Genomic DNA, 24,882 nt, shown 5'->3' with positions numbered 1-24,882 from the left:
GTTTCGCAGCACTAACGCGATGCGCATTTGAAGGAACAAAAGGCATGTCCGGCTCCATTCAAGCAATTGCCGCTCAACAATCAGAATCGGCACAGTCCGTCGCCAGCAGCGGCAGCTCACCCCATCGGCATCAGGACCGGCGTCTGATCGTTGTCATTCACGAAGCTGTGGATCAGTCGCGACAGATCAAAGAACTCATAGAGTTTATGGACGCTCCGCAGGTGCTGACCGCGACTCCGGATAACTGGCGGGAGCAAATTGGCGACCGCCGACTTGCCGCCTTGTTCGTTAGCGCGGGTTTACCGAAGTCCGTTCAAAACAGAATTTTCGACGGCGTTGCAGCGATCGATTGCAACGTGCCGTTGGTTGTCACGGGTGCTGGTAGTCCGATGCCGGATAAGCTCGCACCCTGGGCTAGAATCCTGAATCTACCCAATCCGATGCAGATCGACGAGCTTGGCGCTGTGCTCGAAGAGGTCTGGGCGGTCAATGCTGTACGCCGGACCGACACGCTGGCGCCTGGCACGGAACTGATTGGCGAGAGCACCGACATGCGCATGATTCGGGCGCTGATTGAACGGGTTGCTCCTTCTCAGGCGACGGTACTTATTTCGGGCGAGTCCGGAACTGGCAAAGAACTGATTGCCCGGCAGATTCATGATCAATCCGGTCGCAGTGGCGAGTTTGTTGCTATCAACTGCGGCGCGATACCGGAACACTTGTTGGAAAGCGAATTGTTTGGCCACGAGCGTGGCGCATTCACCGGCGCGCAGGCGGCGCGGGCGGGACGCTTTGAGCTGGCCGAAGGTGGCACGTTGTTCCTCGACGAGATTGGCGACATGCCAACAGCAATGCAGGTTAAGTTGCTGCGCGTATTGCAGGAGCGAGTCATTGAACGCGTAGGTGGTACCAAGAGTATTCCGGTCGATATCCGGGTGATTGCGGCGACGCATCGGAACCTGCAGCAGCGCATCGATGATGGCACATTTCGCGAGGACCTCTTCTATCGTTTGAGTGTTTTCCCTATTGAGGCCTCGCCGCTGCGTGAACGTCCTGATGACGTACCGGCGCTTGCGAACATGCTTATCGACAAAGTTGCTGAACGTTACGGTGTTCGTATCTCCCTTAGCGATGCCGCGCTGGCGGCACTGTGCGACTACGACTGGCCGGGCAATGTCCGTGAGCTGGCCAATGTTGTCGAACGGCTAGCCGTCTTGCGTCCACATGGCGAAATTCAGCTCCACGAGTTGCCGGGGGCGTTTCGCCGCGATGAAGACGGTGATCCCGGCATTGCTAGTAAGTGCGCAGATTCAACGTTGCAGCTGCCGGAAGACGGACTGGACCTGAAACAGCACCTCGCCACCATTGAGCGCGACATGATCGCTGCCGCATTGCGAGATGCGGATGGCGTTGTGCAAAAAGCGGCGAAGAGTCTGGGGCTGGGTCGGACCACTCTGGTCGAGAAAATACGTCGGCACGATTTGCGCGATTAAAATCGGTGTTGCGGAAGGTGCCGTAGTTGCCAGGTGCGGAAACTTTCAGTTGAGCGTGACGAGATACGGCACGGTATAGTGCCGCTGTGACACATTCCCTTACAGAATTTTTTGCGGAGAACAGCCCGCTGGCCCGGCATTTGCCGGGCTTCCAGCCGCGCGCCGGACAGGCGTGGATGGCGGAAGCGGTCGCTGAAACCATCGCCGATCGCAAACACCTCATCGTCGAAGCCGGTACTGGCACTGGCAAAACCTTCGCCTACCTGTTGCCGGCCTTGCAATCCGGTTGCCGCACGATTATTTCGACCGGCACGCGGGCGTTGCAGGACCAGCTTTATCACCGTGATCTACCCCTGATCAGCAAAGCGGTCGGCCGACCAGTGACCACGGCCTTGCTCAAAGGGCGGTCGAATTACCTTTGTTTGCAGCGTCTTGAGATCGCCGCGGCCGACGCGCCGGAAGCCATTGAAGATCTGGCGGAAGTGCGTAGCTGGCAACACCGCACGGTCAGTGGCGATCGTGCCGAACTGACAGCAGTTCCGGAAGACTCGGTCATCTGGCCATTGGTGACCTCAACGGTCGACAACTGCCTCGGCCAACAATGCCCCTTGTACAGCAAGTGCTTTGTGGTCAAAGCGCGGCGCAAAGCACAGGAAGCGGATCTGGTGGTCGTCAATCATCACCTGCTGTTGGCCGACCTTGCGATGAAGGAATCCGGTTTTGTCGAGTTCCTGCCCGGCGCGGACGCCATCATTCTGGACGAAGCGCACCAGATTCCGGACCTCGCTGCGCAATTCTTCGGCGTCAGCCTGGGCAGTCGGGAGCTGGAACGGGTATTCGATGAAATTGACGCGGCCACGCTGGCCTACCGTGACAAAGAACTGGTGCGCAGGGTCGACAAAAGCCGCACCGCGGTGCGGGTAATGCGGGTCGCCGCACCGCGCGACCAGGGACGCTACGAATTGTCCGGCGTGCTCGCCGAATTGCAGACGCCATTGAACCGATTGCTCGCGGCGCTTATTGATCTCAGCCAGGTACTGGAACAACTGGCGCATGCATCGATGGATATTGCCAAACTTGCGGAGCAGGTCGGTGGTGCGGCCGAACGCTTGTCGCACCTTTGTAGCGATGACACCTGGGATGGGCTGCGCTGGCTGGACGTAAATCCGCGCAGTATTCGCCTGCACCTCACGCCCTTGGATGTTTCAGGAACGATGCGCAATCTGCTGAACGCTGGCAACCAGGCGTGGGTATTCACCTCAGCAACCCTGGCCGTTGGCGATGATTTCGGCCATTTCACGAGCCGGCTTGGCCTCGACAATGCGCCGGGACTGCGATTTCCGAGCCCGTACGCACTGGAGCGCCGCGGCCTGGTGTATTTGCCGCCGGGTATGCCCGCGCCGTCGGACAGCGACCACACCGACCGAATGATGGAAGCCGTAATGCCCTTGCTCGACATGACCGACGGCGGCGTTTTCTGCCTGTTCACGAGCCACAGAGCTCTTGCCGCGGCACGCCGATGGTGCAAATCCAGACGGCGACGTTTCCGCGGAAGGCCGTTACTCGCACAGGGTACGGCGCCGCGCGATGACCTCTTGCAGCGCTTCCGCGAGCACGGCAATGCGGTACTCCTGGGAACCGGCACGTTCTGGGAAGGGGTGGACGTGCGTGGCAGCGCGTTAACAGTGGTTGCCATCGACAAACTGCCGTTTGCCTCGCCCGCCGATCCCATGACCATGGCAAGGGTTGAGTTCATACGTCGCCAGGGTGGCAATCCGTTTTCTGAACACCAGTTGCCACAGGCTGCCCTGACTCTGAAGCAGGGCGCGGGGCGCTTGCTGCGCGATCAGGAGGACTATGGCGTGATCGTGCTGTGCGATCCGCGGGTTCGTTCCAAAGCCTATGGCAAACTATTTCTGGAGTGCCTGCAGCCGATGCCGGTTACTGACAAAGTGGATGACGTTGCGCGTTTCCTGACGGCTCACGAGCAAGCTCAGGTTGCGGGGGTTGGTTCATGAATGTACTCGCACTGGATACCTCCACGGTCGCCTGCACCGTTGCATTACAAGTTGGTGACGAAATTGGACTGCGCCACGAAGAGCAGCCACGTGAACACACGCAGTTGTTGTTGCCAATGATTCAGGAACTGCTGGCCGAAGCCAGCATCAGTAGCGCCCAACTGGACGCGATCGTGCTCGGCAATGGACCGGGTTCGTTTATAGGGATGCGAATAGCAGCGTCGGTCGCTCAAGGCATTTGCTTTGCATCTGGCGCGCTGCTGGTGCCTGTTTCGTCACTGGCGACAGTCGCAGTTGCCGCGTTGCGTGAATCGGCCGGGCAACCCGTGCTGGTTGCGCAGGATGCGCACATGGAAGAAGTCTACCTCGCTGCCTATAGTGGTGATGTTAAGTCGCCCGAGGTTGTGTGGCCGGCGAGCCTGCAACACGCGGGCCGACTTGCTGAGCATTTGCCAGGTGCGGTGACCGCGGGCGCGGGCTGGCAACGGTATCCCGAGCTGCTGGCGGCAAACCGCGACTGGCTCGGCAGCCAGAGCGAGATCCTGTACCCGCGCGCCGACGATTTAATGCAGCTTGGCCTGCGTGCGCTGCAGCACGGCCAGACGGTCGAGCCGGACAAACTGGAGCCTGCTTATCTACGTGAACAGGTGGCGACACCGCCCGCTGGATAAGCAAAAAATCCCGTTGGCTCTTTTTCAGTAACAGAACTGTCATAGAGGCTTGCTGTAATACGGCTGTCATCCACCCAGAGTGTTGTTGCCGGCTTGGCCGGCACCGGAACCAGAATACTTATGACCGCAAGCAAGATACTGATAGTTGAAGACGAACCGCCGATCCGCGAAATGATCGCGTTCCATCTGTCGCGTGCAGGGTACGAAACCTTGCAGGCTGAGAATTGCCAGCAAGCGCGGCAATTGCTTGCCGACGAGCGCCCTGTACTCGCACTGATCGACTGGATGTTGCCGGACATGAGCGGGCTGGAATTGACGCGTCAGCTGAAGCGCGACAGCGACAACGAAGATCTGGCGGTCATCATGCTTACCGCGCGTGCGGACGAGCATGACAAAGTGTCGGGATTGCAAGGTGGCGCGGATGACTACGTCACCAAACCATTTTCGCCGCGTGAGCTCATTGCCCGGATTGAAGCGATTTTGCGGCGCGTGGGCGTCACGGAAAACGAAGGCATCGACGCCGGCATTCTGCAGCTCGACACCGCTGCACACCGGGTCCGGGCGGCCGGCAATGAGGTTGCGCTTGGACCTACCGAGTATCGCCTGTTGAGCTTCTTGATGACGCACCCGGATCGGGTCTACAGCCGCGCCCAATTGCTGGACCGGGTTTGGGGTGCCAACGTGTACGTTGAAGAACGGACTGTCGATGTGCATGTTCGCCGACTGCGAAAAGCGCTAACTGAGCACGTAGCCGAGCACTATATTCAGACTGTGCGTGGCGCCGGCTACCGATTCACTGTGCAGGACAGACAGACCTGACGTGCCGAACGCGCGACGCAAATACCTGACCTCGCTCGTGCTGCTGCTGGCGGCAGGGCTGACAATCGGCTGGATTTACGCGGCACCTTTGACCGGCTTGCTGGTGGCAGCCCTGCTGGTGCTGGCGCACCAGGTGCGGCAGTTGCTCAGGTTTGAGCGCGCCCTGATGACCGATCGGCTGGAGGACGTTCAGCTTGGCGACGGGATCTGGTCGCAGTTGCTGTCGCGGGTCAGCTACTTTCGACAACGTAGCCGCAAACACAAACGCCGGCACCGGCTTTTGTTGAAAGAGGTTCGCAATTCGACCAATGCCATGCCCGACGGTGGCATTGTGCTGAATCACGATTTTGAAATCGTCCTCAGCAATCAGGCCGCGGAGACGATGATCGGCGTGCGTATGCCACAGGATCGGGGGCAACGCATCGACAACATACTGCGTGATCCGGTGTTCGTCGCCTACCTGAAATCAGCAAACCGCGCTCACGTCATAGAACTCTCATCGCCGCTGTCTGACGAGGTGTGGTTGTCGTGCCGGTTGCTCCCGTTCGGCGCCAAACAGTACCTGCTGCTGATCCGCGACGTTACGGAAACGATCCGGGTGAACACGATGCGCCGCGATTTCGTCGCCAACGCGTCTCATGAACTCCGATCCCCACTGACCGTCATCAGCGGCTATCTGGATACGCTTAGTGACGACCCGGAAATGCCGAGCGACTGGCAGCGGCCGCTCGCGCAGATGCGTACGCAGGCTGAGCGCATGAACCGGGTGGTGGCGGAGCTGCTGGAATTGTCGCGACTGGAGAACCCGCGTTCGATGCGCGACGAGCAGGACATTGATATCGCAGCGGTGCTGGCATTCGCCCGTCGCGGTTATGCCGGCGAACCGGGCGTCCCGTCGATCGTAATCGAAACACCGCTGACGGCACGTCTGCGCGGAGTCAGTGCCGAAATTGAGACGGTGGTAAGTAACTTGCTGGCAAACGCTGTTCGTCATACGCCCGCAGAGGGTCAGATTACGTTGAGCTGGACTGCGACCGACGACGGCGGCGCACGCCTGTGCGTAACTGACACCGGCGAAGGTGTGCCGGAAGAGTTCATACCGCGACTGACCGAGCGCTTTTTCCGGGTGGACTCCGGTCGAAGTCGCGATGCTGGTGGCGTAGGTCTGGGTCTTGCCATCGTCAAGCACGCGCTCATGCGCCACGATGCGCAACTCGACATAAACAGTACGCCGGGCAAGGGCAGTCGCTTTAGTTGTTATTTCCCCGCCGTTCGCGTGATTGCGGCTGAGCCAATACCGATAGATGCGAGCCGGAGCGCGCGCTGAGCCTCGGTGGCTGAGCTTACCGGGTGCGCAGCAGCAACTGGCATCGATCGGCAAATTTTCGCCTTCGTCATTAAACTGTAATATCTCTGTCATCTAATCGTCGCCCAACGCGGGTGTTACAGACAGGTGTCAGTTTGATGAACGATTGCTTACGAGTGAGTTGTCTGGCGGTAGCGCTCACCATGATTGCGAGTCCGGACGTGTCTGCACAGGCAACGTGGCCCGATCGTGTCTCGTTCGAGGGTGATTTTCGCCTGCGATACGAGAACATCGATGCCGAGCCGAGTGCCAGGGTCGAGCGCAGTCGATTGCGCGCTCGTCTGGGGCTGACCGCACGGATGGCCGACGACCTCAAGATCGTGCTCGGCGTGGCGACTGGCAATGGCAGTCCGGTGTCCACCAACGTGACCCTGGATGGCGGGTTTTCAGCGAAAGACATCACTCTGAACCGGGCTTACGTGGATTGGCAAATCAACGACCAGTGGACTTTGCACGGCGGCAAGATCAAGAGTCCGTGGGTGCGGCCCGGCGGCTCCTCGCTGGTCTGGGATTCCGATCTCAATCCGGAAGGTGCGGCGGTTCATTTCAAGAACGGTGAGTACTTCGGATCAGTTGCCGCCCTGTCTGTCGATGCGAGGTCAGACGCTGACGACTCATTGCTGCTTACTGCGCAGGCTGGTCGGAAATTCCAGCTGGCCGATCGGCAAACACTGACAGCCGGAATGGGCTACTACGTTTACACAAACACAGCAGGCAATACGCCGTTCTACAATGGTGCGGCGGCGGGAAACAGTGTGGACCTTGCGGGCAATTACCTGAACGACTACCGCCTGCTGGAGTTATTTGCCGAGTACAAGACCACCCTGAATGGCTTGCCGTTAACGGTATATGCGGATGTTGTCCAAAACACGGCTGTCAGCATTGAGGACACGGCTTATGCCGTTGGTGTGGCCATCGGCAACGCCAACGCGCCCGGCAAGTCGCAGTTCTCCTACGCGTGGCAAGACACTGAAGCCGATGCCGTACTTGGCACGTACAACGATTCGGATTTTGCCAATGGCGTTACCGATGCTGATGGGCATTTCATCAAAGCGAAATACGCGATACGCGACAATGTGAAATTGGGCGGTACGCTCATCATTGCCAGACACGGCGCAATTACCGGTGTTGAACGCGACTACGACCGGATCATGATTGATCTGGAGTTCACATTTGAATAAGCCGAAACTTGCCATGTTGATCGATATCGTTCATCTTCCGGCATTAATTTCAAGGTTAAACAACCATGCAGACGTCAGACCTTAGCGATCATATTTCTCAGCGTTATAACAAAGATCTGGAAGACCTCCGCAACAACGTGTTGCAGATGGGTGGTCTGGTTGAGACGCAACTATCACTCGCGATAACGGCCATAGTGACCGGCGACAGTGCGCTGGGCCTGCAGGTGGCGGGCGACGATTACAAAGTCAATAAGCTGGAAGTGGCGATTGACGAAGAATGCAATCGTCTCCTCGCAACCCGCTCACCGGCCGCTGGCGATTTGCGGCTGATTGTCGCCATCATCAAGACCATTACGGATCTCGAACGTATCGGTGACGAAGCTGAGAAGATTGGGTATCTCGCTTCCAAACTGGCGGAGATGGATCGGCCTGCGGATTCGTACCGTGAACTGAAGAGCCTCGGCAATCACGTGCTGCAGATGGTTCGTGATGCGATGAATGCATTCGCCCGACTCGATGTTGCGGCGAGCTACGCTGTTGTTCGTGAGGACGAAGATGTTGACGAGGAATACGATGCGATTACCCGGCAAGCGATTACCTTCATGATGGAGGACGCACGCAGCATCAAACGGGTCATGAACGTCACCTGGTCGGCCAGAGCCCTGGAACGGATCGGCGATCACGCCAAGAATATTTGTGAGTACGTCATTTACATGGTCGAAGGTCGCGATGTACGTCATACGGAAATCGCGCAGGACGATATTTAGTGAACAATTCGAGCAACCGCTACCTGAATCTCGCCGGCGCGCTGGCCTGCATCGCGATGATGGCCTATGCCTTGTACGCGGAACACAAGCTGCTGCTGACTCCTTGCCCGATGTGCGTATTCCAGCGCCTCGCGACGGTCGCACTGGGCATTATCTTTCTGGCGGCGGCAGTTCAAAACCCGGCAGGGTGGGGGCGTCGCGTTTACGCCACCGGAATTTTTCTTGCCGCTGGCGCAGGCATCAGCGTCGCTGGCTGGCATGTCTGGTTGCAAAACCTGCCGGCAGACCAGGTGCCGGCTTGTGGCCCCGGTTTTGACTACATCATTGATTCGTTCCCGCTGCTTGATGCTCTGAAAGTCATATTCTCCGGTTCCGGCGAATGCGCCGAAATTGACTGGCTGTTTCTAGGGCTGACGATGCCTGCCTGGGTTGCCATTTGTTTCGTGTGTCTGCTGGTTTACGGGCTCTGGGTCAATCTGCGCAGTACCCGCGCCGCCAACGCATTGGCGTAACTGGCTGGTATCACGCGTCGGGCAATAGCAGTCGCTCGATCACCCGACGGTAAATCGCCGTAAGTTTTGGCAGGTCGGCGAGGCGTACGTACTCGTTTACCTTGTGTATGGAATCGTTCACGACGCCGAGCTCAACGACGTCGGCGCCGGCGGGCGAGATAAAGCGGCCATCCGAGGTGCCACCACCGGTAGACAGTTCGGTGACCGTACCGGTGACTTCCTCAATCGCTGTTGATACCGCGTTGGTGAGTTTGCCCGGCGCTGTCAGAAACGGCTCTCCGGACAAGTGCCATTTCAGGTCGTAAGCAATGTCGTGGCGGCTGAAAATTTGGTCGACGCGGTCCTGCAGTGCTTGAAAGGTCCATTCTGTCGAGTAGCGAAAATTGAAACGCGCGGAAAGCGACGACGGTGTGACGTTTACCGCACCGGCGCCGGCTTCAAGTTTCACAACCTGAAAGCTGGTCGGTGGAAAATGGGCGTTGCCTTCGTCCCAAACCGTGTTGTGCAGTTCGGCGAGCACCGGCGCAAAGCGCCGAATCGGGTTATCCGCCAGTTGCGGATACGCGACGTGACCTTGCACGCCGTGCACCGTGAGTACTCCACTTAGAGATCCGCGTCGGCCGTTCCTTACGGTATCGCCAAGTGTGTTCAGGCTGGACGGTTCGCCGAGCACGCACCAATCGATGGATTCACCGCGTGCGCCGAGCGCTTCTACAACTTTCAGTGTGCCGTCACGGGCAGGGCCTTCCTCGTCGCTGGTAATGAGCATGGCGATACTGCCCGCGTGCTCGGGGTGCGCGGCCACGAATTGTTCGATAGCGACGACCATTGCGGCGAGTCCGCATTTCATATCGGCGGCGCCACGCGCGTAAATGTTGCCATCGCGAATTTCAGGAACGAACGGGTCGGATAGCCATTGGCTGTCATCGCCAGGCGGGACGACATCGGTATGCCCGGCGAAACACAGCAACGGACCCGTGTCACCGCGGCGTGCCCAAAGATTGCTGACATCAGCAAACGGCATGGATTCGCAGAGAAAACCGACCGCACTGAGACGTGCGGCGAGCAGCTCCTGACAGCCGGCATCGTTCGGGGTTACGGAGGCTCGTTGCAGCAGGTCCCAAAGTAATGTGACAGTCGGATCGGATTCGGGGCATGGGGAGTGGGGCTGGGCGGGCTTCATCGTTTCTGGCTAACCTTCGGGTGTGAAAAAAAGACTTGTAAATCAATATGTAATTAGTTTCTGGTCGATCTCCGGAGACGCTTAGCAGGCTGCAACAAATTGGTAACAAACGGCGTTTAAGCTGTGCGCCTCTAGTTTGACTGTTCCTGAACGTGTCCGGAGGTTGACCGTGGCAAAGAGAAGCACAGCGCTGGCATTGCTGGCAAGCGCAACACTGATTTCGGCGTGGGTACCTGACGCCAACGCACAGACGGGCCGTGACTACGTTTACATCGTCGGCTCGAGCACGGTTTATCCGTTTTCCACGGTGGTCGCAGAGCGATTCGGCCGCGGCGGCAGTTTCAAAACCCCGAAGGTCGAGTCGACGGGTACCGGCGGCGGCATGAAATTATTCTGCGACGGTGTGGGTGTTGCTTACCCGGATATCAGCAATGCATCGCGCGCGATCAAGCAGTCGGAAGTTGACCGCTGTGCCGAGAATGGTGTCGACGAGATCGTCGAGGTCAAGATTGGCTATGACGGTATTGTGATCGCCAACGCGGCCAGTGCGGAACCTGCCGCGTTTTCCCGACGAGTGATTTATCTGGCACTGGCGAAAGAAGTGCCGGGCGATGTCGAGGGGCAATTGATTCCCAATCCATACACGCGCTGGAACGAGATCGATCCGTCGATGCCGAACAGCAGGATTGAAGTGCTGGGGCCGCCACCGACGTCAGGCACGCGCGATGCCTTTGTAGAGCTGGCCATGGAAGGTGGATGCGAGACCATTCCATGGGTCGCTGCGCTGGCCAAGTCGGACAGCAACCGTTTCAAGGCGATTTGTCACACGGTCAGGGAAGACGGTGCCTACGTTGAGGCAGGCGAGAATGACAACCTCATCGTGCAAAAACTTGAAGCAAACCCGGCGGCTTTCGGCGTGTTCGGTTTCAGCTTTCTGGACCAGAATGCAGAGAAAGTGCAGGGCGCGATGGTTGACGGCGGTGAACCCACCTTTGAGGCCATTGCGGACGGCAGTTATCCTATATCGCGGCCGCTGTTCTTCTACGCGAAGAAGGCGCACGTCGATGTTATTCCCGGCTTGCGCGGATTCTTGCGGGAGTTCACCAGTGATCGTGCCTGGGGTGAAGATGGCTACTTGTCGTATCGCGGTCTGATACCGATGCCCGAAGACGAGCGCGCTGACATTGCCGCCGCGGTGAGTGCGCTGACACCCCTGTCCGTAGCCAGCCAATAGCGATTAAGACGTAACAACGAGCGGCCTGGCCTCGGCCAGGTCGAATGGGCCTACAGGGCCAACCCGATCTGGCCGATGAACGTGCGTACCCGATAATGCAGATGACAACATTGATGCTGGTTCTGTCAGGAATGACGCTGGTAGCGTACAGCGCCGGGCGTAGTCGTGCGCTCACAGCAGTCGGTGGTCCATCGAGGATCTTCAATCTGCATTCCTTGCCCGGCTACTACGGTTACTACACCGCCATGTGGTGTCTGTTGCCAGCACTGGCGGTGATCGTGCTGTGGCTCTTTCTTGAGCCCCGCGTGGTGATGGCGTTGCTGATTGCGAAATTACCGGATGGGCAACAGGCCTTGCCAGCGGGCCAACTCAGTTTGCTGCTCAACAATATTCAAAACCTCGCTACCGGCGATGTTGTATCCGGAGCGGTGGATGCCGCTCTGGCGGATGCAGCTGCGAGCTACAACGCTTTCGGAGTGCAGAGTCGGCGCTGGCTTGCTGTGTTGGCACTGGCATTGGCATTGCTGGGTGGCTTGCAAGCATGGCGGCGCGTTCAACCCCTGTTCAGGGCACGGAATCGCGTTGAGACCATGATGGAAGGGTTGTTGATTGCGGCCTCGAGTATCGCGATTCTGACAACGCTTGGCATCGTCATGTCAGTGTTGTTCGAGGCGCTGCGGTTCTTCGGTGAAGTTCCTGCCAGCGAATTTCTGTTTGGAACAAACTGGAGCCCGCAGACGGCCATTCGGGCCGACCAGGTTGGCTCTTCCGGCAGTTTCGGTGCAGTTCCGCTGTTTACCGGAACACTGCTGATAACAGCCATCGCGATGTCAGTTGCAGTTCCGGTCGGCCTGTTAACTGCAGTTTATCTGGCTGAGTACGCCAACTCACGAATTCGCAATGTTGCCAAGCCCTTGCTCGAAGTACTGGCGGGCATCCCGACCGTCGTTTACGGCTTCTTCGCGGCATTGACCGTGGCGCCGGCGATACGCAACTTCGGCGAGAGTCTCGGCTTCGAAGTAGCCTCGGAGAGTGCATTGGCGGCGGGGCTGGTGATGGGCATCATGATTATCCCGCTGGTTTCGTCATTGTCGGACGACGCAATCAATGCGGTACCGCGCGCAATGCGTGATGGCGCACTGGGTTTGGGTGCTACTCAGTCGGAGATGGTCTCGCAGGTCATATTGCCAGCGGCATTGCCGGGCATCGTAGGAGGCATCCTGCTTGCCGTATCGCGCGCGATCGGTGAAACAATGATCGTGGTTATGGCGGCAGGCCTCGCGGCGAACCTGACCGCGAACCCCTTTGAAGCGGTCACTACCGTTACCGTGCAGATCGTTACCTTGTTGGTAGGTGACCAGGAATTTGACAGTGCCAAGACGCTTGCAGCATTTGCACTCGGCCTCATGTTGTTCGTGGTGACACTTGCATTGAACGTGATTGGATTGAAGGTGGTTCGGAAATACCGGGAGCAATACGAATAATGGATGGTTTTAGCGACTCCCGCAGAAAAGTAGAAGCCAGCCTCGCGCGGCGTCACCGCAAAGATCGCTTGCTGCACTTCGCTGGTTTGCTGGCGACGTTTCTAGGCGTAGCATTTTTGCTCGTGTTCTTTGCGTCGGTGGGCCTGAAAGGTGCGTCGGCGTTTCAACAGAGTTACGTGTCGCTCGACATCGACTTTTCCCGCGAGGATCTGGCACCGGCAGGTGAACTCGATCTCGAGTTTGCCGATTTTGACGCGGTGGTTCGCCGTGCATTGCAGAATCTGTTTCCTGACGTCAACGACCGCCGTGCACGGCGCGACCTGAATCGCCTGGTCAGTGTTGGTGCGGCTTACGAATTACGTGACCTGCTGGAATCAAACCCTGAGTACCTTGGTACCCAACAGACGGTTTGGCTACCGATGACCGCAGACGTGGATATGGTGGTGAAAGGCAATATCGACCGCGATATTGACGAAGCGCAACGGCAAGTGAACGACCGGCAACTGACGTGGATCGATGCACTGCTTGCAGATGGTCGTATCGACAAACGTTTTAACTCCGCGCTGTTTTCAAATGGGGATTCGCGCGAACCGGAGCTTGCGGGCATTAAAGGCGCTCTGATGGGAACGTTCTACATGCTGGTCGTGACTATCGTTCTCGCGTTTCCCATCGGTGTTGCAGCAGCGATTTACCTGGAGGAGTTTGCGCCCAGAAATCGCTGGTCTGATCTGATTGAAGTGAATATCAACAACCTTGCTGCAGTCCCTTCTATCGTATTTGGCTTGCTCGGTTTGGCCGTGTTTATCAATTGGCTGTCAATGCCGCGCTCGGCGCCGCTGGTTGGTGGGCTCGTGCTGGCGTTACTGACATTGCCCGTAATCATCATCGCGGCCCGCGCAGCGATAAAGTCGGTGCCACCGTCCATACGCGATGCGGCGCTCGGGTTGGGAGCATCGCGTATGCAGGTGGTAACGCACCATGTTCTGCCATTGGCTATGCCCGGGATGCTTACCGGCGCTATTATCGGTATGAGCCGTGCGCTGGGTGAGTCAGCGCCATTGCTGATGATCGGCATGATCGCGTTTATTGTTGACGTGCCGGCCGGGTTTACCGACCCTGCCACCGCGTTGCCTGTACAGATTTACTTGTGGGCAGATAGCCCGGAGCGGGCTTTCGCTGAGCGCACGTCCGCAGCAATCATTGTGCTGCTTGGCTTTCTGTTGGTGATGAATATGGCAGCGGTCATCATGCGCAAACGCGTGGAGCGACAATGGTGAAGGCAGGACAACGCGGAAGTACGCCAATGGTTGGCAATGCAGTTAAGAGGGTGCAGTTCGATGACGATGAACAGGTGGATGATTTGCCGGTAAATGATCAAGACGCGATCAGCAAGCGGCCGACAACGGACGCAGATGACGCGGCCTATGCCAAAGAACGCTTTGCCGCACCCGATGCTGTCACCGTCGGTACCGTTGAAAGCGAGAACTCGCACATGTCCGCGCGCGACGTCAATGTCTGGTACGGAGATATCCACGCGATTCAGGGGATCACGCTTGAGATTGGTCGCAACGAGGTAATCGCGCTGATCGGTCCGTCAGGTTGTGGAAAATCCACCTTTCTGCGTTGTCTGAATCGTATGAACGATACGATCGAATCAGCGAAGGTAACTGGCCAGATTCTCCTGGATGGCCAGGATATCTATAGCAAAGATATTGATCCGGTGGCGCTGCGCGCACGCGTTGGCATGGTTTTCCAAAAACCCAATCCATTTCCGAAAAGCATTTACGACAATGTGGCGTACGGTCCGCGGATCCACGGACTTGCTGCCAGTCGCTCGGAGCTGGATGACATCGTGCACACCAGTCTGGAGCGAGCAGGATTATTGAAGGAAGTGCGTGACAGAATTGATGAGCCGGGAACCAGCTTGTCCGGCGGGCAGCAACAACGGCTCTGTATCGCGCGCACGATCGCGGTGAACCCGGAAGTTATTCTGATGGACGAACCCTGTTCAGCACTCGACCCAATCGCTACTGCCCGTATTGAAGATCTGATCGATGAGTTGTCGCAGAATTATGCGATCGTTATCGTCACGCACTCGATGCAACAGGCGGCACGGGTCTCGCAACGTGTCGCGTATTTCCATCTTGGCAGGCTCGTGGAAGTGGACGAAACGGACCGGGTATTTACCAATCCGCGTCACAAGCTGACAGAAGACTACATTACTGGCCGTTTCGGTTAGCCAGCTTCCTTCTTAAAGACGCGGGCATAGCCGTCGGCTGAAAAACCGACGCCTATGAACTTGCCACGCTCGAGCACCGGCCGCTTGACCAGCGTGGAATTCTCAAGCATCAATGCAATCGCGCGACCTTTGGTCAGGTTCTCCCGGTCCATTTCCGGGATACGACGCCACGTCAGACTGCGTTTGTTCAGCAGTTTTTCCCAGCCGAGGTTGTCACTCCAGCGCTCGAGCATTTGCACCTCAAGCCCGTCTTTACGCAAATCGTGGAACTGGTATTCAATGTCATGTTCTTTGAGCCACCGCTGTGCCGCTTTGCACGAATCGCAACTCGTGATACCGAATAACTTGAGTACTTTCATATCCTGTCCGGTTCATTCCTGGCTGGCTAATCGGAGTAATTCATTCAGGCCTGTCCGCGCGCGTGTCTTGGCATCAACCTGCTTGACGATAACGGCGCAGTATAACGAATGTGAGCCGTCCGCTGCAGGCAGGTTGCCGGCGACGACCACGGATCCGGCCGGCACTCTGCCGTAGGTTATTTTGCCGGTTTGGCGGTCATAAATGCGAGTGCTCTGACCAAGAAATACACCCATGGAAATGACCGAACCTTCTTCCACAATAACGCCTTCGACCACTTCCGAGCGGGCGCCGATGAAACAATTGTCCTCGATTATCGTCGGTGTCGCCTGTAACGGTTCCAGTACACCACCAATGCCAACGCCGCCGGACAAGTGCACGTGCTTGCCGATCTGCGCGCAACTGCCCACGGTGGCCCATGTATCGACCATGGTACCGCTGTCGACGTAGGCGCCAATATTGACGTAGCTGGGCATCAATACGACGTCGCGAGCGATGTGCGCGCCGTGCCTGACGACCGCATTCGGTACCACGCGAACGCCAGCTTCGTGAAACTGTTCGTCGCTATAGTTTTCGTACTTAAGGCCAACCTTGTCGTAGTAGTTGCCAAGGTCGGTGGGCATGACCCGGTTCTCATTGAAACGAAAGCTGAGCAATACTGCTTTCTTCAGCCAATCGTTGACTTGCCATTGTCCATCGCGTTTTTCGGCAACCCGCGCAGCGCCGCTGTCGAGCAGAGCAAGTGCATCTTTCACGGCAGTACGAAGTTCCGGCTTGTCGAAGCCAGCGACATCGCGTTTTTCGAAGCCGTTGTTGATGAGATCTATCAGGGTCTTTTCGGTCATTCTTCTTCCAGGGTCAGGATTGTCGTTTAAGTTTTTCCACCAGGTGGTCGCCCAGCGCTTCACAGGTTTTTGGCGGCAACGGTTTGCCGTCTTCGCCCATAACGTAGAACACGTCTTCAGCACGTTCACCGATGGTCAGAATTTTTGCCGTATCGATGTTGATACCGTACTCAATGAACGCCTGGCCGATTGTACTGAGCAATCCGGGCCGGTCTCCAGCAATGATCTCCAGGATGGTTCGGCGACTGGCAATATCTTCGTCGAAATGAATCGCAATCTCTGTTGAGAACATGCGTACCTGGCGTGGCGGAGGGCGTGTCACCGGTTTGGCGGAATCGTCAACTGTGTTCATGACTTGCCGTATTGCGCTGCGTATCCGTTCCAGTCGGGCGTCGTCCACGTCATTGCGCATGTCCAGTTCCATGAATACGAAAGTGTCCATGCTGTAACCGTTCTTGAGCGGTACGATACGCGCATCGACGATCGTCATCCCCAGTTCTGCGAGCAGCGACGTGGTTTGCGCGAACGTGCGTTTCGTACGCGGGGTATAGAGCAGCGCTTCCAGGCCGTCACCGCTGGTCTGCCGCCGTACGTCGAAGAAGCCTTTCGGCGAGTTCAGATCCGAACGCAGCATGACCTGCGTATGCCAGGCGATCTCCGCACCTCGATAACGAAGGTAGTAATCGTCTGTCAGCAACGACCATGCGTCATTGATACTAGCTTCGGACACGCCATCGTCGCGGAGCGACTGCAGTGCGGTCTCTTGCTTGTCCTGTATCAATTCCGCCCGGTCGACCGGGTTCTCGAGACCGTTACGCAGGGCACGCACTGTGTGGTTGTAGAGATCGCGAAACAGGGTAGCCTTCCACGAGTTCCACAATTTCGGATTGGTGCCGCGGACATCCGCAACCGTAAGCAGGTAAAGATAATTAAGCCGCATCTTGTCGCCGACCAATCCGGCGAATTCGTTGATGACGTCCGGGTCGCCAATGTCTTTCTTTTGCGCTGTCATCGACAGCAGCAGGTGATGCCGCACCAGCCATGCCACGGTCTTGGCATCGTACTCACTCATACCATGTTCAAGGCAAAAGGCCTGTGCATCCGAAGCACCGAGTTCCGAGTGGTCGCCGCCGCGGCCTTTGGCGATATCGTGAAACAGACCCGCAAGGTAAACGATCTCGGCCTTGTCCAGCGATTGCATGATCTGGCTGCAGTGCGGGAACTCATGATCAAAACGATCGAGGGCGAAACGGCGCAGATTGCTGACGACGAACAGTGTGTGTTCGTCGACGGTGTACGCATGGAACAGGTCGTATTGCATGCGACCGACAATGCGGCCGAAAGCCGGTATGTAGAGTCCCAGTACGCCGTACAGGTTCATGCGCCTGAGTTGGTGGGTGACACCTTCCTCCGCGCGCAACATCTGCAAGAATAAGCGGTGATTGCGCGGGTCCTGGCGAAAAGACTCATCGATCAGATACAGGTGGCGTTTGATCAGGCCGACAGTCCAGGCGCTGACGCCGCGAATTTCAGGCCGTTGTTGCAGTACCAAAAAGATTTCGAGCAGAGCGGTCGGGTCGCGCGAGAAGACCTGATCGTTCGCCGTTTGCAGGTAGCCGTTCTTGACCTGAAAGCGCTCATTCAGCGGTTCAGGGGTCGCATTGGGGTCCAGGAGTATGGCTTCTTCGAACAACTGCAGCAGCATTTCGTTCAGGCGGCTCAGGTCCATGACCGTGCGGTAGTAGCGCTGCATCATTTGCTCGACCGCGAGCGTGTACGCGGCATCTTCATAGCCGAGCAACTCCGCCAGGTTGGTTTGGTGGTCGAACAGCAAACGGTCCTCGCGGCGGCCCGTCAGGATGTGCAGCGCAAACCGTACGCGCCATAAATAGGCCTGGCCTTCGCGAAGTCGTCGCAACTGACCTTGTGACAAAAAGCGATGCGCGATCAGCTCATCGAGCGTGGCTGCACCGAAGTGGCGTTTCGCCACCCAGCCGATCATCTGGATGTCGCGCAGCCCGCCCGGGCTGCCTTTGACGTTGGGTTCGAGCTTGTAAGCGGTGTCGTCGTAACGGTGGTGGCGGGCTCGCTGCTCTTCGAGTTTGGCCTCGAAAAAACGGTCAGACGGCCAGATGTCCGGTGCGGCGACGGCGCTGACCATTTCGGTAAACAAGGTTTCCGGTCCGCGCAGAAGGCGTGCTTCCATCAGTGTGGTCGCGACGGTCAGGTCGGCGCGGGCTTCGTCACGGCATTGCTCAACCGTGCGCACGCTGTGACCCAGGTCGAAGCCGAGATCCCACAGGTCAGTCACCAGTGCAGCGATCGCCTGCTGCTGGGTATCGTCCGGGAGCCCCGAGGTCAGCAGCATGATGTCAATATCGGAACAGGGGTGTAACTCGCCACGCCCGTAGCCGCCGACCGCGACCAGCGCGATGCCGATTCCGTTCAGCGGGCTGTGGCGGTCCCACAGCCAACCCAGCAATTCGTCCACCAGTGAAGCGCGCAGATGCACGAGATCGGTAATATCCGCGCCATCGCGAAAGAGGGTGGCGAGAGCGGCGTCAGCATCGCGCATTGCCGCTCGCGCAGCCGCAACGTCATCACAGGCAGACAATGCGGTCAGCAGTTGTGCGGGCAGCGCTTCCTGCCCTGCGCCCTCTAGCGGGCTCACCGGTCAGCCGCGCCCAGCGTTAAGACCTCGTAGCCATCATTGGTAATGAGTACGGTGTGCTCCCATTGCGCGGACAGCTTATGGTCCTTGGTGACCACGGTCCAGCCGTCCGGCAGCAAGCGGACGTGCCGTTTGCCCGCGTTCACCATGGGCTCCACGGTCATGGTCATGCCGGCCTCGAATGTCAGCCCCGTGCCGCGTCGGCCGTAGTGCAGGACCTGCGGGTCTTCATGGAAGACGCGGCCGATACCGTGCCCGCAGTATTCGCGAACGACGGAAAAGCGGTTTTTCTCGACGAAAGTCTGGATTGCGGCGCCGATATCGCCCAGATGTTTGCCGGGTGCGAGTTCCGCGATCCCGAGCCACATGGCGTCGTAGGCGATCTTGGCCAGACGTTCGGCCTGTACGCTGGGTTTCCCGACAAAAAACATGCGACTGGTATCGCCATGGAAGCCGTCTTTGATCACGGTGATGTCGATATTGATGGCATCGCCGGCTTTCAGCACCCGGTCGCCTGGAATGCCGTGGCAAACCACGTGATTGACCGAGGTACAGATTGATTTCGGAAATCCGCGGTAATTCAACGGTGCCGGTATGGCCTGCTGGGTTTCCGTAATATAGCGATGGCAAATGGTGTCGAGTTCGCCGGTTGTAATGCCCGGTACCACGTGTGGGCCGATCATATCGAGGACGTCGGCGGCCAGTCGGCCGGCAACGCGCATCTTGTCCTGCTCTTCAGCTGTCTTGATAGTTACTGTCATAAGTCTGCAAATAGCCGGGTATAAACGCCTTTTCCCACAACTCGCGGGCAACCTGAGGAGGCCGCCAGTGCGAATTCGTGGGTATCGGCAGTTCGACCCCTAATTTTCCTTGGGAAACTGCGTTGTTGAGAGTAGCGGGGTATGGTATAAAGCGCGCGCCCTTGAGGCAATTAATCCACACGTACATCGACACATCGCGCTGGGTGCCCCACCTAAAAAGGGGTTGCGGGATGGGATGTACGGAGGCCAAACCCGGAGAAATAACATGGCAGACGTAACTATGCGCCAGATGCTAGAGGCTGGCGTGCATTTTGGTCATCAGACCCGTTACTGGAATCCAAAGATGGCACCCTACATCTTTGGCGAACGTAACAAGATTCATATCATCAATCTCGAGAGAAGCTTGCCCCTGGCGCGCGAGGCCTATGCCTTCGTTAAGTCATTGGCGGCCGACGGCGGCAAAATCATGTTTGTTGGCACCAAGCGTGCCGGCCGTGAGGCGATTCGTGAGCAGGCCACTCGTTGTGAGATGCCATTCGTCAGCTACCGCTGGCTCGGCGGCATGCTCACCAACTTCAAAACCATTCGCAATTCTGTCAAACGCCTCAAAGTGCTTGAGCAGATGGCAGCCGATGGTGCTTACGAAGGACTGACCAAGAAGGAAATTCTTGGCCTGTCTCGCGAGCAGGAAAAGCTCGACCGTTCGCTGGGCGGTATCAAGGAGATGAACTCCTTGCCGGACGCACTGTTCGTTGTTGACGTCGATCACGAAGACATTGCTGTTCGTGAAGCCCGCAAACTGGGTATTCCGGTTGTGGCTGTCGTCGATACGAATTGCTCACCGGACGCGGTCGATTACGTTATTCCAGGCAACGATGACGCCATGCGCGCCATCAGCTTGTACGCCACTCTGATTGCTGATGCTGCCCTCGACGGCAAGTCATCACTGCCGGACGTAGCGCTGGGTGACGACGACTTCGTCGAGCTTGACGAAGACGGCAAGCCGAAAAAATCCAGCAAGAAGAAAACAGCCCGCAAGGCGCCAGCGCGAGCCAAAGTAGCCAAGAAAACGGCAACGAAGAAGGCGGCACCGGCAGCAAGCGCCGAGGCTGATGCAGGCAAGACGGAAGCGTCTGCTGACGCAGAGCCGGCTAAGGCGGCTCCTGCGGAAGTTGCAGCAGACAAAGCTGAAGCGACGAAAGACGCAGAGCCTGCCAAGACGGCTGAATAGGCGAAACAGGCGAACGGCCGCTTGCGGCCGTTTTCGCGATACAGAACAGAGATAGAGGTTTAGTGATGTCGATAAGTGCATCGATGGTAAAAGAGCTGCGCGAGCGTACCGGCGCGGGAATGATGGAATGCAAGAAAGCTCTGGTTGAGACCGGCGGCAATATTGATGAGGCGATTGAGAGTCTGCGCATGTCCGGGCAGGCCAAGGCCGTCAAGAAGTCGGGTCGAATCGCTGCAGAAGGGCGCATTGAAATTGCCGAAGAAGGTAATAAGGCGCTGTTGCTCGAAGTCAATTCCGAAACGGATTTCGTGGCGAAAGACGAAAACTTCACCGCTTTCGCGGTTGCGGTAGCGCAGACGGCTCTCAGCGGCGGGATAAGCGATGTGTCAGCACTCAATTCCGCCACCCTGGCCGACGGCCGCACCGTGGAAACGGCGCGTACTGAGCTGGTTGCCAAAGTCGGTGAGAACATTGCCGTTCGGCGCCTGGCTGAAGTCGAGTCCGCTGGCGAAATCGGCAGTTACACCCACGGCGCACGTATCGGTGCAGTCGTTGCATTGGAAGGTGGCGACGCCGAGCTGGCGCGCGACATCGCCATGCACGTGGCGGCAACGAAGCCAACCTGCATCGACGAGAGCGGCGTGCCTGCAGAGTTGCTCGAAAGCGAGCGACGTATTTTCACGGAGCAGGCGGCTGAGTCGGGTAAACCGGCAGAGATCATCGAAAAGATGGTGTCCGGTCGGGTTGCAAAGTTTCTGAAGGAAATTACGCTGGTAGGCCAGCCCTTCGTTAAAGACCCGGACGTAACGGTCGGCAAGCTGCTTTCTGCAGCAGGTGCCAAAGTGACGGCCATGGTCCGTTTCGAAGTGGGCGAAGGCATTGAGAAGAAGCAGGAAAATTTCGCTGAAGAAGTGATGAAACAAATCAAGGACAGCGCCAGCACCTGATAGCAGGGTTGGCTGTTACGCCGCAGTCGAGACAGGATGCGGCGTAATATTGATTCTTGGAAAGTAATCTAAAATATTGAAAAGGCAGGAAAATGAGCGATAGTCCAGTGCTTTACCGTCGCGTAATGCTGAAGCTGAGTGGCGAAGCGTTGATGGGCGACCTGGACTACGGCATTGAGCCCAAGGTAATCAAACGCATTGCCCACGAAATCGCCGCGGTGCAGCAGCTCGGCATCGAGGTGGCGCTGGTGATCGGCGGCGGAAATATCTTCCGCGGTGCGGGTCTCGCGGGCGCGGGTATGGATCGGGTCACTGGCGACCACATGGGCATGCTGGCCACGGTCATCAATTCGCTCGCGATCCAGGATGCGCTGGAACAGATGAACGTCTATGCACGGGTAATGTCTGCGCTGAAGATTCACGAAGTTTGCGAGGATTACATCCGACGGCGAGCAATTCGCCACCTTGAAAAAGGCCGGGTTGTTATTTTGGCCGCAGGTACCGGAAATCCGTTCTTTACGACCGATACCGCTGCCAGTCTGCGTGCCATCGAGATCGGCGCCGACGTGCTGATGAAAGCGACGATGGTCGGTGGAGTCTATGACATGGACCCCAAGACCAACGCGAATGCATCATTGTTTGATACTGTCTCGTTCGACAAAGTACTCATCGACAAACTGCAGGTAATGGATGCGACGGCTGTTGTGATGTGTCGCGACAACAACCTGCCACTGCGTGTGTTCAGCATGACCGAAGAAAATGCGCTGATTCGTGCTATGACCGATAACGAGGTTGGTACGCTCGTCACGGCATGAGCGCATAGTGAATTTGCACAGACAGACAAGGGCCGAAACGTGATTAACGACCTGAAAAAAGACGCTGCAGAGCGCATGGAAAAAAGCGTACTCGCGCTAAAGCAGGAATTGACCAAACTGCGGACCGGGCGGGCACATACCAGCCTCCTTGACCATATTACGGTGGAGTACTACGGCAGCGATGTGCCGTTGAGTCAGGTCGCCAACATTAACGTTGAAGATTCGCGCACGCTTACTGTCACGCCGTGGGAAAAGCCCATGGTGCAGGCAATCGAGAAAGCGATCATGAATTCCAATCTCGGTCTTAATCCAATGTCAGCTGGCACGGTTATTCGCGTGCCGTTGCCAGCCCTGACCGAAGAACGCCGCAAGGACATGATTCGGGTGGTGCGTCAGGAAGCTGAAGGCGGTCGTGTGGCGATTCGGAATATCCGGCGTGATGTTCTGGGTGATGTCAAAGACCTGCAAAAAGAAAAACTGATTAGTGAGGACGACGAACGCCGTGCTCAAGATGAGATACAGGGTATAACTGACAAGTACATTGCCCGCATCGACGAGGTTCTCGCTGAGAAAGAAAAAGACTTGATGGAAATCTGATCGCGGTGACTGTGGCTATCAAGCAAGCATCGTCGGAGGGTAATGCGGCAGCGGAAGATATTCTGCCGCAGCACGTTGCCGTGATCATGGATGGCAACGGTCGCTGGGCGAAAGCGCGCTCGAAGCCCCGTACCCTTGGGCACCGGTCCGGAGTCAAAGCGGTTCGCGTGCTGGTCGAAGCCGCCGCTGAAAGGGGGATTTCCTACCTGACGCTGTTCGCGTTCAGCAGTGAGAACTGGCGACGCCCGCGGGAAGAAGTCAGTACCTTGATGAATCTGTTCCTCGAAGCCCTGCAGCGCGAAGTGGACGATTTGCATCGTAATAACATTTGCGTTCGCTTCGTTGGTGAACGAGACGGCCTGGCCGACGCACTGCGCGCCAAAATCGACGCCGCTGAGCAACAGACCCGCGGCAATGATGGCCTGACGTTGATTGTCGCTGTCGCCTACGGCGGCCGTTGGGACATCGTCAAAGCGTCGCGCCAGCTGGCAGCGCAAGTTGCCGCAGGTACGCTGGACAGTGACGCAATTACCGAAGAGCATTTTGCCAACGAGCTGGCCTTGTCGGGCGTGCCTGACCCGGATTTGTTGATACGGACCGGTGGCGAGCAGCGCATTAGCAATTTTCTGCTGTGGAATCTGGCTTACGCTGAATTGTTTTTCTGCGATTGTTTCTGGCCGGATTTTGATGCGGCTCAACTTGATGAGGCGCTTGCCCATTTTGCACAACGCCAACGGCGCTACGGCTGCACGGGCGAACAGGTCGCGGCGGTTTGACATGCTGAAGCAGCGGATTTTCACGGCGATTATCGCGGCATTGTTGCTGTTCGTCGTGCTGTTTGTGGTGCCGGCGACGATCGCACGTACGGTTATCGCCGCGGTTATTCTGGTGGGTGCCTGGGAATGGGCTCCGTTCGCCGGGTTGGTGCGGACGGCTCAACGGCTGCTGTTTGTAACTGTGGTAGCCGGTTTGCTGGCGGTTCTGCAGTTTCAATTGCTGTACGGACTGCTGACCGTTGATGCGGTCTTCGTTGTTGCCCTGATCTGGTGGCTTACGGCTTTCGTATGGATTTTTCTGTACCCGACGCCCGTGCCGAAAGTGTTGGCCTGGGTCGCCGGACTTGCTGTCCTGCTTCCGGCCTGGCTGGCTCTGGACATCATTTATCGTCAATCCGCAGCCTTGTTATTGTTCATGCTGGTTATTGTCTGGGCTGCCGATGTCGGTGCGTACTTTGCGGGCAAGCGCTTCGGTAGCGTCAAACTGGCGCCACACATCAGTCCTGGCAAGACCTGGGAAGGGGTGGTCGGCGGTTTGCTGCTCGTTGCGCTGCTCGGCAGCATTGGTGCCTTTTATTTCGATCGATCGCTTGCCGTGATGCTGCCGTTTTGCATGGCGATCGGTTTGGTGTCAGTGGTTGGCGACCTCACCGTCAGTATATTTAAGCGCTCTGCGGGTATTAAAGACAGCGGACGGCTGTTCCCGGGGCATGGCGGGCTACTGGACCGGATTGACAGTGTTGCTGCCGCAGCGCCGCTGTTTGCGCTGGGAACGCACTGGGCAGGTTTGTAATGGTCGCTGTTCAGTTTGTATTCATATTGTCAGCGGCAGGCTGGACGGGAACTGCGGATGCGATTCTCAGTCATAAGCAGGCAATGACCGGCCGGAAAGCGAAACGGCGGCCGGCCCCGAAT

23 protein-coding genes are annotated in these 24,882 nt (G+C 57.5%); 18 read left to right on the top strand and 5 right to left on the bottom strand.

The genetic code is table 11. From position 1 onward, the window contains the following. Nucleotides 1-44 precede the first annotated feature (44 nt). The 8 genes from AC0L8N_RS01715 (at nt 45) to AC0L8N_RS01680 (ending at nt 8,827) form a co-directional block, all read left to right on the top strand. On the top strand, nt 45-1,493 hold the full coding sequence (locus AC0L8N_RS01715) for a sigma-54 interaction domain-containing protein (RefSeq protein ID WP_473665847.1): 1,449 nt from the start codon (nt 45-47) through the stop codon (nt 1,491-1,493). 86 nt (nt 1,494-1,579) lie between these two features. Further along, on the top strand, nt 1,580-3,511 hold the full coding sequence (locus AC0L8N_RS01710; RefSeq protein ID WP_473665846.1) for an ATP-dependent DNA helicase: 1,932 nt from the start codon (nt 1,580-1,582) through the stop codon (nt 3,509-3,511). After that, nucleotides 3,508-4,182 (top strand): tRNA (adenosine(37)-N6)-threonylcarbamoyltransferase complex dimerization subunit type 1 TsaB, encoded by a 675-nt coding sequence (gene tsaB / locus AC0L8N_RS01705; protein ID WP_473665844.1) that lies wholly within the window; start codon nt 3,508-3,510, stop codon nt 4,180-4,182. The genes AC0L8N_RS01710 and tsaB overlap by 4 nt, the downstream gene beginning before the upstream one ends. 120 nt (nt 4,183-4,302) lie before the next feature. Beyond that, a complete protein-coding gene (phoB, locus tag AC0L8N_RS01700; protein ID WP_473665843.1) occupies nt 4,303-5,001 on the top strand; it encodes a phosphate regulon transcriptional regulator PhoB in 699 nt (232 codons plus the stop codon). Between the two features lies 1 nt (nt 5,002). After that, a complete protein-coding gene (gene phoR, locus AC0L8N_RS01695) occupies nt 5,003-6,328 on the top strand; it encodes a phosphate regulon sensor histidine kinase PhoR (protein WP_473665842.1) in 1,326 nt (441 codons plus the stop codon). 137 nt (nt 6,329-6,465) lie between these two features. Beyond that, nucleotides 6,466-7,548: a putative porin gene (locus tag AC0L8N_RS01690; RefSeq protein ID WP_473665841.1), complete on the top strand. Its 1,083-nt coding sequence runs from the start codon at nt 6,466-6,468 to the stop codon at nt 7,546-7,548. Between the two features lie 65 nt (nt 7,549-7,613). Beyond that, a complete protein-coding gene (gene phoU, locus AC0L8N_RS01685) occupies nt 7,614-8,315 on the top strand; it encodes a phosphate signaling complex protein PhoU (RefSeq protein ID WP_473665840.1) in 702 nt (233 codons plus the stop codon). Next, a complete protein-coding gene (locus tag AC0L8N_RS01680; RefSeq protein ID WP_473665839.1) occupies nt 8,315-8,827 on the top strand; it encodes a disulfide bond formation protein B in 513 nt (170 codons plus the stop codon). The genes phoU and AC0L8N_RS01680 overlap by 1 nt, the downstream gene beginning before the upstream one ends. A 10-nt stretch (nt 8,828-8,837) precedes the next feature. On the opposite strand, the gene dapE is transcribed toward AC0L8N_RS01680, so the two are convergent. Continuing rightward, nucleotides 8,838-10,010 (bottom strand): succinyl-diaminopimelate desuccinylase, encoded by a 1,173-nt coding sequence (dapE, locus tag AC0L8N_RS01675; RefSeq protein ID WP_473665838.1) that lies wholly within the window; start codon nt 10,008-10,010, stop codon nt 8,838-8,840. Between the two features lie 169 nt (nt 10,011-10,179). Here dapE and AC0L8N_RS01670 point away from each other — a divergent pair, with 169 nt between their 5' ends. From AC0L8N_RS01670 to pstB, 4 genes are all read left to right on the top strand, one after another. Beyond that, nucleotides 10,180-11,244: a substrate-binding domain-containing protein gene (locus tag AC0L8N_RS01670; RefSeq protein ID WP_473665837.1), complete on the top strand. Its 1,065-nt coding sequence runs from the start codon at nt 10,180-10,182 to the stop codon at nt 11,242-11,244. A gap of 95 nt (nt 11,245-11,339) precedes the next feature. Continuing rightward, nucleotides 11,340-12,728 carry a phosphate ABC transporter permease subunit PstC gene (pstC, locus tag AC0L8N_RS01665; RefSeq protein WP_473669997.1) on the top strand — a complete coding sequence of 463 codons (1,389 nt, stop codon included), beginning with the start codon at nt 11,340-11,342 and terminating at the stop codon, nt 12,726-12,728. After that, nucleotides 12,728-14,005, top strand: coding sequence for a phosphate ABC transporter permease PstA (gene pstA / locus AC0L8N_RS01660; protein ID WP_473665836.1), 1,278 nt, complete (start codon nt 12,728-12,730; stop codon nt 14,003-14,005). Before pstC ends, pstA begins: the two co-directional genes overlap by 1 nt. Further along, complete coding sequence (gene pstB, locus AC0L8N_RS01655; protein WP_473665835.1) at nt 13,999-14,967, top strand: phosphate ABC transporter ATP-binding protein PstB; 969 nt, start codon at nt 13,999-14,001, stop codon at nt 14,965-14,967. Before pstA ends, pstB begins: the two co-directional genes overlap by 7 nt. Here pstB and AC0L8N_RS01650 read toward each other — a convergent pair. Genes AC0L8N_RS01650 through map form a run of 4 tightly spaced genes read right to left on the bottom strand, consistent with a single transcriptional unit; the run spans nt 14,964 to nt 19,601 of the window. Then, entirely contained in the window at nt 14,964-15,326 is a 363-nt protein-coding gene (locus tag AC0L8N_RS01650; RefSeq protein WP_473665834.1) for a Spx/MgsR family RNA polymerase-binding regulatory protein, read from the bottom strand. The two genes, pstB and AC0L8N_RS01650, sit on opposite strands and share 4 nt — an antisense overlap. 12 nt (nt 15,327-15,338) lie before the next feature. Next, the gene (gene dapD, locus AC0L8N_RS01645) at nt 15,339-16,169 is read right to left on the bottom strand and encodes a 2,3,4,5-tetrahydropyridine-2,6-dicarboxylate N-succinyltransferase (RefSeq protein WP_473665833.1); all 831 of its coding nucleotides are present in this window, start codon (nt 16,167-16,169) and stop codon (nt 15,339-15,341) included. A gap of 13 nt (nt 16,170-16,182) precedes the next feature. Beyond that, nucleotides 16,183-18,840, bottom strand: coding sequence for a [protein-PII] uridylyltransferase (gene glnD / locus AC0L8N_RS01640; protein WP_473665832.1), 2,658 nt, complete (start codon nt 18,838-18,840; stop codon nt 16,183-16,185). Next, nucleotides 18,837-19,601 (bottom strand): type I methionyl aminopeptidase, encoded by a 765-nt coding sequence (gene map, locus AC0L8N_RS01635; protein WP_473665831.1) that lies wholly within the window; start codon nt 19,599-19,601, stop codon nt 18,837-18,839. The genes glnD and map overlap by 4 nt, the downstream gene beginning before the upstream one ends. 265 nt (nt 19,602-19,866) lie before the next feature. Here map and rpsB point away from each other — a divergent pair, with 265 nt between their 5' ends. The 6 genes from rpsB (at nt 19,867) to AC0L8N_RS01605 (ending at nt 24,760) form a co-directional block, all read left to right on the top strand. Continuing rightward, nucleotides 19,867-20,832, top strand: a complete 966-nt coding sequence (gene rpsB, locus AC0L8N_RS01630; RefSeq protein ID WP_473665829.1) for a 30S ribosomal protein S2 — start codon at nt 19,867-19,869, stop codon at nt 20,830-20,832. A 65-nt stretch (nt 20,833-20,897) separates the two neighbouring features. Continuing rightward, nucleotides 20,898-21,779, top strand: coding sequence for a translation elongation factor Ts (tsf, locus tag AC0L8N_RS01625; RefSeq protein WP_473665828.1), 882 nt, complete (start codon nt 20,898-20,900; stop codon nt 21,777-21,779). A gap of 92 nt (nt 21,780-21,871) precedes the next feature. Beyond that, a complete protein-coding gene (gene pyrH, locus AC0L8N_RS01620) occupies nt 21,872-22,594 on the top strand; it encodes a UMP kinase (RefSeq protein WP_473665826.1) in 723 nt (240 codons plus the stop codon). Nucleotides 22,595-22,633: 39 nt separating this feature from the next. Then, a complete protein-coding gene (gene frr / locus AC0L8N_RS01615; RefSeq protein ID WP_473665825.1) occupies nt 22,634-23,191 on the top strand; it encodes a ribosome recycling factor in 558 nt (185 codons plus the stop codon). 11 nt (nt 23,192-23,202) lie between these two features. After that, nucleotides 23,203-23,967, top strand: coding sequence for an isoprenyl transferase (locus AC0L8N_RS01610; RefSeq protein ID WP_473665824.1), 765 nt, complete (start codon nt 23,203-23,205; stop codon nt 23,965-23,967). 1 nt (nt 23,968) lies between these two features. Further along, nucleotides 23,969-24,760 carry a phosphatidate cytidylyltransferase gene (locus AC0L8N_RS01605; RefSeq protein WP_473665823.1) on the top strand — a complete coding sequence of 264 codons (792 nt, stop codon included), beginning with the start codon at nt 23,969-23,971 and terminating at the stop codon, nt 24,758-24,760. Nucleotides 24,761-24,882: the final 122 nt, after the last annotated feature.

It is taken from the genome of Woeseia sp. D3-10 (assembly GCF_055809415.1).
Note: the sequence above shows the minus strand (reverse complement) of the source record. Positions and strands in the feature narration are given on the sequence as shown.